General features: G+C 69.3%; 7 protein-coding genes. 6 read left to right on the forward strand and 1 reads right to left on the reverse strand.

What is annotated here, in order from left to right; genetic code table 11:
- Nucleotides 1-245: 245 nt before the first annotated feature.
- Nucleotides 246-1,376: a DUF5954 family protein gene (locus GUY60_RS30765; RefSeq protein WP_161703752.1), complete on the forward strand. Its 1,131-nt coding sequence runs from the start codon at nt 246-248 to the stop codon at nt 1,374-1,376.
- A 41-nt stretch (nt 1,377-1,417) separates the two neighbouring features.
- On the opposite strand, the gene GUY60_RS30770 is transcribed toward GUY60_RS30765, so the two are convergent.
- On the reverse strand, nt 1,418-2,080 hold the full coding sequence (locus GUY60_RS30770) for a ThuA domain-containing protein (RefSeq protein WP_161703754.1): 663 nt from the start codon (nt 2,078-2,080) through the stop codon (nt 1,418-1,420).
- A gap of 217 nt (nt 2,081-2,297) precedes the next feature.
- Between GUY60_RS30770 and GUY60_RS30775 the strand changes: the two genes are divergently transcribed.
- From GUY60_RS30775 to GUY60_RS30795, 5 genes are all read left to right on the forward strand, one after another.
- Nucleotides 2,298-3,392, forward strand: a complete 1,095-nt coding sequence (locus GUY60_RS30775) for a LacI family DNA-binding transcriptional regulator (RefSeq protein WP_161703756.1) — start codon at nt 2,298-2,300, stop codon at nt 3,390-3,392.
- A 135-nt stretch (nt 3,393-3,527) separates the two neighbouring features.
- On the forward strand, nt 3,528-4,835 hold the full coding sequence (locus GUY60_RS30780; RefSeq protein WP_161703758.1) for an ABC transporter substrate-binding protein: 1,308 nt from the start codon (nt 3,528-3,530) through the stop codon (nt 4,833-4,835).
- A gap of 36 nt (nt 4,836-4,871) precedes the next feature.
- Nucleotides 4,872-5,768, forward strand: coding sequence for a carbohydrate ABC transporter permease (locus GUY60_RS30785; RefSeq protein WP_161703760.1), 897 nt, complete (start codon nt 4,872-4,874; stop codon nt 5,766-5,768).
- Nucleotides 5,769-5,782: 14 nt separating this feature from the next.
- Nucleotides 5,783-6,715: a carbohydrate ABC transporter permease gene (locus GUY60_RS30790; protein ID WP_161703765.1), complete on the forward strand. Its 933-nt coding sequence runs from the start codon at nt 5,783-5,785 to the stop codon at nt 6,713-6,715.
- Between the two features lie 35 nt (nt 6,716-6,750).
- The gene (locus GUY60_RS30795; protein ID WP_161703762.1) at nt 6,751-7,764 is read left to right on the forward strand and encodes a hydroxyacid dehydrogenase; all 1,014 of its coding nucleotides are present in this window, start codon (nt 6,751-6,753) and stop codon (nt 7,762-7,764) included.
- Nucleotides 7,765-7,786: the final 22 nt, after the last annotated feature.

A 7,786-nucleotide genomic window follows, 5' to 3' on the forward strand; every position in this document is an offset into this window, starting at 1 on the left:
CCGGCCGGGACCCGAACCCTCACCGCCCCCGTCCCCGTCGCCGAAGCCGCCGGGCCCGGTCCCGGAACCCGAACCGCCACCGCAACCCGAACCGGCACCGGGGCCGATGGGCTGAGCGCTTCGTAGTACGTGAGGGCGCGGCGAAGGCCGCCTCCGCGACAGACCGTGCAGGTGTGCCCCGGAAGCTCGACCTCGATTTCGGGGTTTCCCGGTGGACCTGCGGTGCGGTCGGGCACATTCGGTACATGACCGGTTTCGAGGACAGGGTGCCCAGCTATCTCACGTTCCGTGTCGCCCCGCAGGAGGGCCCCATCGCGGCCTTCGCCGATCAGGAGGCATGGCGGGCGCGGGAGAGGTACCCCGACCTGATGGGACTGGGCCTCGCGGAGTTCTTCCATGCGCGCGAGAGTGATACCGGCGGCTGGGAGCTGTCCGAGTACGGGGCCGACGCGCCGCAGGGGGCGCGGGATTCGTTGGGGTCGCACTTCCGCAGGCGGGCGAAGGAGGCGGAGGACGCCGGGGACGCGAAGGCGGCGAAGGCGTGGATGTCGGCGGCGCTGCGGATGGACCGGGAGGTCGTCGACGAGGTCCGCGTCCGCGGTGAGCGGTTCCGGGTCGTGCGTGCCGCGAGGTTCATCCGCATGGGGAGCACGGGACCCGAGCCGCCGCGTCCTTCCGATCCAGACCCGGCGGAGGTCGGTGAGAGCCACCAAGTGCGGTCTCGTACAAAGGGGTTCATCGTCGATCCGTACGTCAGCACCGGGCTGTCGGACAGCATCCTGAAACTGGACCTCGTGCGGTTCGTCGGAACGTCCCCCGGAGCTCCGGCGGAAGTACGGGACGACGCGGCGCGTGCCGCCGAGCGGCATCCGGGCGGGGTGCTGCTGCCGGCGGTCTTCATTACCTCTGAGCGGGTGGACGGGCGCTGGAGGCCGCACAACCCCGCGGCGTCGCACAGCACACCGCAGGGGGCGCGCGACAGTCTGGCGGTGTGGCTGCGGGTCATGGCACCGTTCGAGATGCGGCTGTCGGACGAGAAGCGGGCCGAGTACATGCAGGCGGCTGAGCGGTTGGACACGAAGCGCGGCAACAGCCTCAGCGTGGACGGGAGTCGGTTCCGTATCACCCGCGTGGAGCGGCTCGTCCGTATCGGCCCCGACGGACCGGAGGGGCCCCGGCCGAGCGACCACGATCCGGAGCCCCCGGTGGAAGTCCAGGTGCGTCAGCTGAAGGAGCAGGGGCTGTGGCAGGACGACGAGGACGCTCCGATTGAACTCGACGAGAACGGCCGAGAGTTGAAGGCACTGTGGGAGCAGGAGGAGCGCCGTCGCGAGGCGGCTGCCCTTGAACGCCGGGCGGAACGGAGGGAGCGGTAGCCCCAACGCCGCCTTGAGCAGGCGAGACTTACGGACACGGCCTAGCGGCCCGCTGCCCAGCGGAGTGCGCCGGAGAGGTGCGCCCGGAAGGCGGGGGCCGCGTACGACTCCGAGGTGTGGCCGAGGGCCGTGAAGAAGAACCGGCCGCCGGCCTTCTCGTGCCACCAGGACAGCGGGTGGTCCGCGCCGTGTGTGCCGCCGGTGTACGTGGACTCGTCGGCGCGCAGCAGGACGTGGACGTCTGCGTCGCGCGGGGGAGAGGTGAAGTCGTACCACTCGTCGGTCCAGGCCCACTCCGCAGGCAGGTGCGCGGTTGCGGGGTGCGTGGTGTCCTCCACGCGGACCAGGCCGGGCTGCAGAGGGGGGTGGCCCGCGAAGCGGGTGCCGAGGAGGTCGCCGTAGAACGGCCAGTCGGGCTCGGCGTTGGCGGCCGCGTGTACGGCGAGGAGTCCGCCGCCGCGCCGTACGTATGCCTCCAGGGCCGCTCGGCCCGGGTCGGTGAGGACCGACCCGGTGGTGGACAACAGGACCACGGCCGCACACCGTTCGAGCCGGTCCTCCGTGAACACCCCAGGGTCGTCCGTCGGCTTCGCCGCGAGCCCACCTTCCCGGCTCATCTCGACGAACGCCTCCGCGCCCGCCGGAATGGAGTCGTGGCGGTAGCCCGCGGTACGTGTGTAGACCAGGACGTCCGAGGTCGGCATGCGGCTCACTTCCGTGGAAAGCGCTTTCTGGCGACCCGACCCTAGCCATCGGATCCTTCTAGCGGCAAGTCACCGCCTAGCGGCAAGTCACCGCCGGCGCCAGGCTCCAGGGCCGGCGGCTCAGGTCAGAACCAGTCAGGCGCCACGCCTTGATTGGTACCTTTCACTTGTCGAGTGAAAGCAAATGGCTTCGCTCACGATGAGAGGGGGCACGTGAGTGCTGACTGAAGAGAGGCGCGAGGCCCTACTTCGCTTGGTCGAGCGCCGGGGGGCGATCAAGGTGAAGGACGTGGCGGAGGAGATGGGCGTCTCCGCCGTAACCGTGCGCCAGGACGTCCGGGATCTGGCGGCCCGGGGGCTGGTCGTCCGTGTGCACGGAGGTGTCATGTCGCCGGCCGCGGCGCAGTCGGCCGACAAGGCCGCCGGACCTTCCGTCCCCCGGCCCGCAATGCGGCAAGGGGACACCTTCGGGCTGATCGTTCCGCCTGGGGATTACTACTACCCCGAGATCATCCGAGGGGTGCAGGACGCGGCGCGCACGCACGGAGTGCGCATCGTGCTCGCGGTCTCCGGCGAGACGCTGACGGAGAACCGTGAGCAGGTGCGACGGCTGATCGCGACGGGCGTCGAAGGCCTGCTGCTGATGCCGCGCGCCGGACTCGAGCCCGTCGACGTGGCCGAGCAGTGGCTGGCCGGCCTCGACGTACCGGTCGTGCTCGTGGACCGCAGGGCCGGCACCCAGGTCGGGCGCCTTGAACAGGTGGCATCCGACCATGCCCATGGCGCGGGCCTTGCGGTCCGGCATCTCGCCGGGCTCGGGCACGAGAGGATCGCTCTGGTCGCGCGGGCGGAGAGCCCCAACACGCCTTTGATCCGCGAGGGTTACGCGGCCGCATGCCAGGACCTGAAGCTGACGGCGGGCCCGGAGTACGGCATCGATCCGGCCGACGGGCCGACGTCGACCGAGTGGTTCGAGGAGCTCGTACGAGCGGTCGAGTCGGGCGACCTCCGGGCCGCCCTGGTCCATAACGATCTCGACGCCGTCGCCCTCGTCGGCCTCCTGCAGGCGCGCGACCTGCGTGTTCCGGAGGACCTGGCCATCGTGACGTATGACGACGAGGTCGCGGAGCTGAGCGATGTGCCGCTCACCGCTGTGGCGCCGCCCAAGCGGGCTGTGGGGGCGTGGGCGGTCGACCTGCTGCTGCGGCGGATCGCCGATCCGGCCGCGCCCCTGGCCGAGTTGCTGCTCCGCCCGGAGCTGCGCGTGCGGGAGTCCAGCGGGGCCGCTCCTTCGCCGGGCACGCGCACGTAGAGCGGGGGCGGGGGACCGGCGTCAGGTGGCTTCACTTGCTTTCATATCGCGTCGAATGAAGCCAAAAGCATTGACGAAGCGAATTTACTGGCTAATGATTCCGGTCAACGCCCCCGCGAACGATCGGTGCACATCATGCTTCGCAGAACCACGGTCGCCCTGGCCGGTTCCGTCACAGTTCTCGCTCTGCTCGCCACCGCGTGCGGTGGCGGGACGGACCAGGGCGCGTCCCCGGCCGGGAAGACCGGAGATGTCACCTTCTGGTCCTTCGTCAAGGGCTCGGACGAGGTGGCCAAGGCTTTCAACCGCAGCCACCCGGACATCAAGGTGAAGTTCGAAACGGTCCCGTCGGGCCAGGAGTACTACTCCAAGCTCACCAACGCCGTGAAGGCAGGCACTGCCCCGGACGTCGCGGTCGTCGAGTACCCGAACCTGCCGGAGTTCGCGTCCCAGGGGAAGATCGAGGATCTGAGCGGATCGCTCGGCCCCCTGGTGAAGGACCGATTCCCCAAAGCTACGCGCCAGTTGGTCGACCTCGGCGGCAAGACCTGGGGCGTCCCGCGTGACGCGGCGCCGCTGATGATGATGTACCGCAAGGACTTCTTCAAGCAGCACAAGATCGGCGTACCCAAGACCTGGAACGCCTACCGGACCATGACCGAGAAGGTGAAGAAGGCCGACCCCGACGCCCGCGGCGGGGTTCTCTACACCGACAATCCCGGCCTCCTGACCGCGCTCAGCTGGCAGGCCGGCGGGCAGTGGTTCAAGGCCGGGAAGGACTCCTGGAAGGCCACCGTCGACGACGGCCCGTCCAAGAAGGTCGCCGGTTACTGGGGCGACCTCGCCGGCAAGGACCTCGTCCGCTCCCTGAGCACCCTGGACCCGTTCTGGACGAGCGTTCAGAAGTCCGAGACCGTCGCCTACGTCTGCGCAAGCTGGTGCGCCGGGGCGCACCAGGCGACCGTCCCCGACCAGAAGGGCAAGTGGGCCGTGGCGCCCGTGCCCACCTGGGACGGCAAGCCGGCCTCGGGCATGTACGGAGGCTCGTCCTTCGTGATCCCGAAGGGGTCCGACAACAGTGGTGCCGCCGCCGAGTTCATCAAGTGGATCACCACTGATCCCGAGGGCATGAAGGCCTGGGTGAAGTCCGGCACCAGCAGCATGTTCCCCGCCGATCCGAAGCTCGTGCCGGTCACCAAGAAGGCGTACGGGACGGAGTACTTCGGCGGACAGGACGTCTACGCCGTCGGGGCCGACTCGTACAAGTCGATCCCGAGCGGCTGGACTTGGGGCCCCGTCATGGGCACCACCAACACCGCCATCGTGGACGAACTCCCCAAGGTCGCCGAGGGCAAGGCGGACCTGCCCGAGGTGCTCTCGGACGCCGAGCGGACCACCGTCGAGCACATGAGGCAGCGCGGCATGAAGGTCACCGCTCCGTAAGCGAACCGCGCACCCGCCTCACCCAGAAAGGCCGTCATGGCATCCCCATCCACGCGTGGACAGCGCCGCACCGCAACGTTGCTCCTGTCGCCGTTCTTCGTCCTGTTCGCGGTCGTCACCCTCGCCCCGCTGCTGTACGCGGCCTGGCTGAGCCTGTTCACCACCGAGACCTCCGGCCTCGGGTTCGGCGGTACGGAGAGCGTCTTCTCCGGCCTGGGCAACTACGCGGAGGCGATGGCCGACCCGCAGTTCCGCGACGGCTTCCTCGTCATCGCCGCGTACTGCGCCATCTACATCCCGGTGATGATCGGCGGCGCGCTCGCCCTCGCCCTGCTGCTCGACACCGGCCTGGCGAAGGCCCGGTCGTTCTTCCAGCTGGCGCTGTTCCTGCCGCACGCGGTGCCGGGTCTCATCGCCGCGCTGATCTGGGTGTACCTCTACACGCCGGGCCTGAGCCCGGTGATCGACCTCCTGCGGTCCGGCGGCATCGACATCAGCTTCCTGTCGGCCGACAACGCGGTGTTCTCCGCGGCCAACATCGCCGTGTGGGAGTGGATGGGCTACAACATGGTCATCTTCTACGCCGCCCTGCAGGCCGTGCCCCGCGAGACGCTGGACGCGGCGAAGGTCGACGGCGCGGGTGCCATCCGCACGGCGCTGTCCATCAAGGTCCCGATGATCCGCCCGTCGATCGCGCTGGCCGTCCTGTTCACCGTCATCGGGTCGATCCAGCTGTTCACCGAGCCGAAGGTCATCTACAGCGCCTCCAGCGCGATCGGCAGCACCTGGACGCCGAACATGTACGTCCAGACGGCCGCCTTCCAGAACAACGACTTCGGCCTGGCGGCAGCCGCTTCGCTGCTCATCGCCCTGTTCGCGGCCGTGCTTTCGTTCGTCGTCACCCGTATCTCACGCCGCGGGAGCAAGCTGTGACCCAGTCCTCCACGATCGACCCCGAGGCCCCCGCTGCCGCGTCGCCACCGGCGAGCGCCCCCGCTCCACGGCCCGCAAAGTGCCGGCGCTCCCCGAAGCCGCCGTCGGTCTTGCTGTCCAAGGCAGGCGTCACCGCGCTCCTTGGTCTCGCCACCCTCTACACCCTGCTGCCCCTCACCTGGCTGCTGCTGTCCTCCACCAAGAGCCGTGAGGATCTGTTCGGCACGAACGGCTTCGCGCTCGGCGACGAGATCCACCTCGCCGAGAACCTGGACCAGCTGTTCGCGGCCGACGGCGGCGTCTACCTCCGCTGGGTGATCAACACCGTGGAGTACGCCGGTATCGGCGCCCTGTTGGCGTCGCTGTTCAGCGTCGCCGCCGGGTACGCGTTCGACAAGCTCGCGTTCCCCGGCAAGGAGCGCCTGTTCTCCCTCGTGCTGCTCGGCGTGATGGTGCCCGGCACGGCCATGGCGATCCCGCTGTACCTGCTCGCCGCCGAAGCGGGTGTGGTGAACACGTTCTGGAGCGTGTTCGTGCCCGGTCTGGTCTTCCCGTTCGGCGTGTATCTGGCCCGCGTCTTCAGCGCCGCCTATGTGCCCGACGAGGTCCTTGAAGCGGCGCGGATGGACGGCGCCGGGGAGTTCAAGACCTTCTGCCGCATCGCCTTGCCGATGATGGCGCCCGGCTTCGTGACCATCTTCCTCTTCCAGTTCACCCAGATCTGGAACAGTTTCTTCCTGCCTCTGGTGATGCTGTCCGACAAGGAGCTCTACCCGGTCAACCTCGGTCTGTACGTGTGGTATTCGTCCGCGCTCTCCCAAGGCCACCCCGAGGACTACCTGCTGGCCGTCGTCGGCTCGCTGGTGTCCGTCGTCCCGCTGATCGTCGTCTTCCTGATGCTGCAGCGGTTCTGGAAGTCCGGCATGACCGCCGGCGCCGTCAAGTAGGCCACGAGCAAGCGACCACCGTGAGGAAACCCCGTATGCACCCGACCGTGGCCCCCCGACCCCGCGCCCTGCTCGCCATGGGCCGCCGGCACCGGGACGCGCTGTTCCCGCCCGCCGAGAGGCTGCGCCTGGCGCAGTACGTCGACATCGACCCGGACCATGTGGCCGAGGACTTCGACGACGAACAGGCCCTGAACGACGCGGAGATACTGATCACCTCCTGGGGCTGCCCGGTCCTCGACGAGGACGTGCTGGCGCGCGCACCGGCCCTGAAGGCGATCGTGCACGCCGCGGGCAGCGTCAAGCACCATGTGACACAAGCCTGTTGGGACCGCGGGATCGTGGTGTCATCGGCGGCCGCGGCCAACGCCGTACCCGTCGCCGAGTACACCGTCGCCGCGATCCTCTTCGCCAACAAGCGGGTCCTGGAGATCGGCGGGCTCTACCGCGAGCACCGTGACGTGTACGACTGGTCGCGGCGTTTCCCCGGGTTCGGCAACTACCGCAGAACCGTGGGCATCGTCGGCGCCTCGCTCATCGGCCGCAAGGTGCTCGAACTGCTGCGGCCCTACGACCTCGACCTGCTGCTCGCCGACCCGCACGTCGACGCGGCACAGGCCGCGGAGCTCGGCGCCCGGCACGTCGGCCTGGACGAACTCGTCGCGGAATCAGACGTCGTCTCGCTGCACGCGCCCGAACTGCCGGAGACCCGCCACCTCATCGACGCCCGCAGGCTGGCGGCGATGCGGGACGGCGCCACGCTCGTCAACACGGCCCGCGGCTCCCTCGTCGACACCGCCGCGCTCACCGCCGAGGCCGCGACCGGGCGCATCCACGCGGTCATCGACGTCACCGAACCGGAGGTGCTGCCCGCCACCTCACCGCTCTACTCCCTGCCCAACGTCCTTCTCACCCCCCACATCGCGGGCTCGCTAGGCGGCGAGCTCCGGCGCATCACCAGCAGTGCCATCGACGAAGTCGTGCGCTACTGCTCCCAGAGACCGTTCGCCCACGCCGTGCACCAGGCGGCCCTGGCGACTTCGGCCTGACTGGGGAGCGGTGTCCCCCCCC

Source organism: Streptomyces boluensis (genome assembly GCF_009908195.1).
GTDB classification, from domain to species: domain Bacteria; phylum Actinomycetota; class Actinomycetes; order Streptomycetales; family Streptomycetaceae; genus Streptomyces; species Streptomyces boluensis.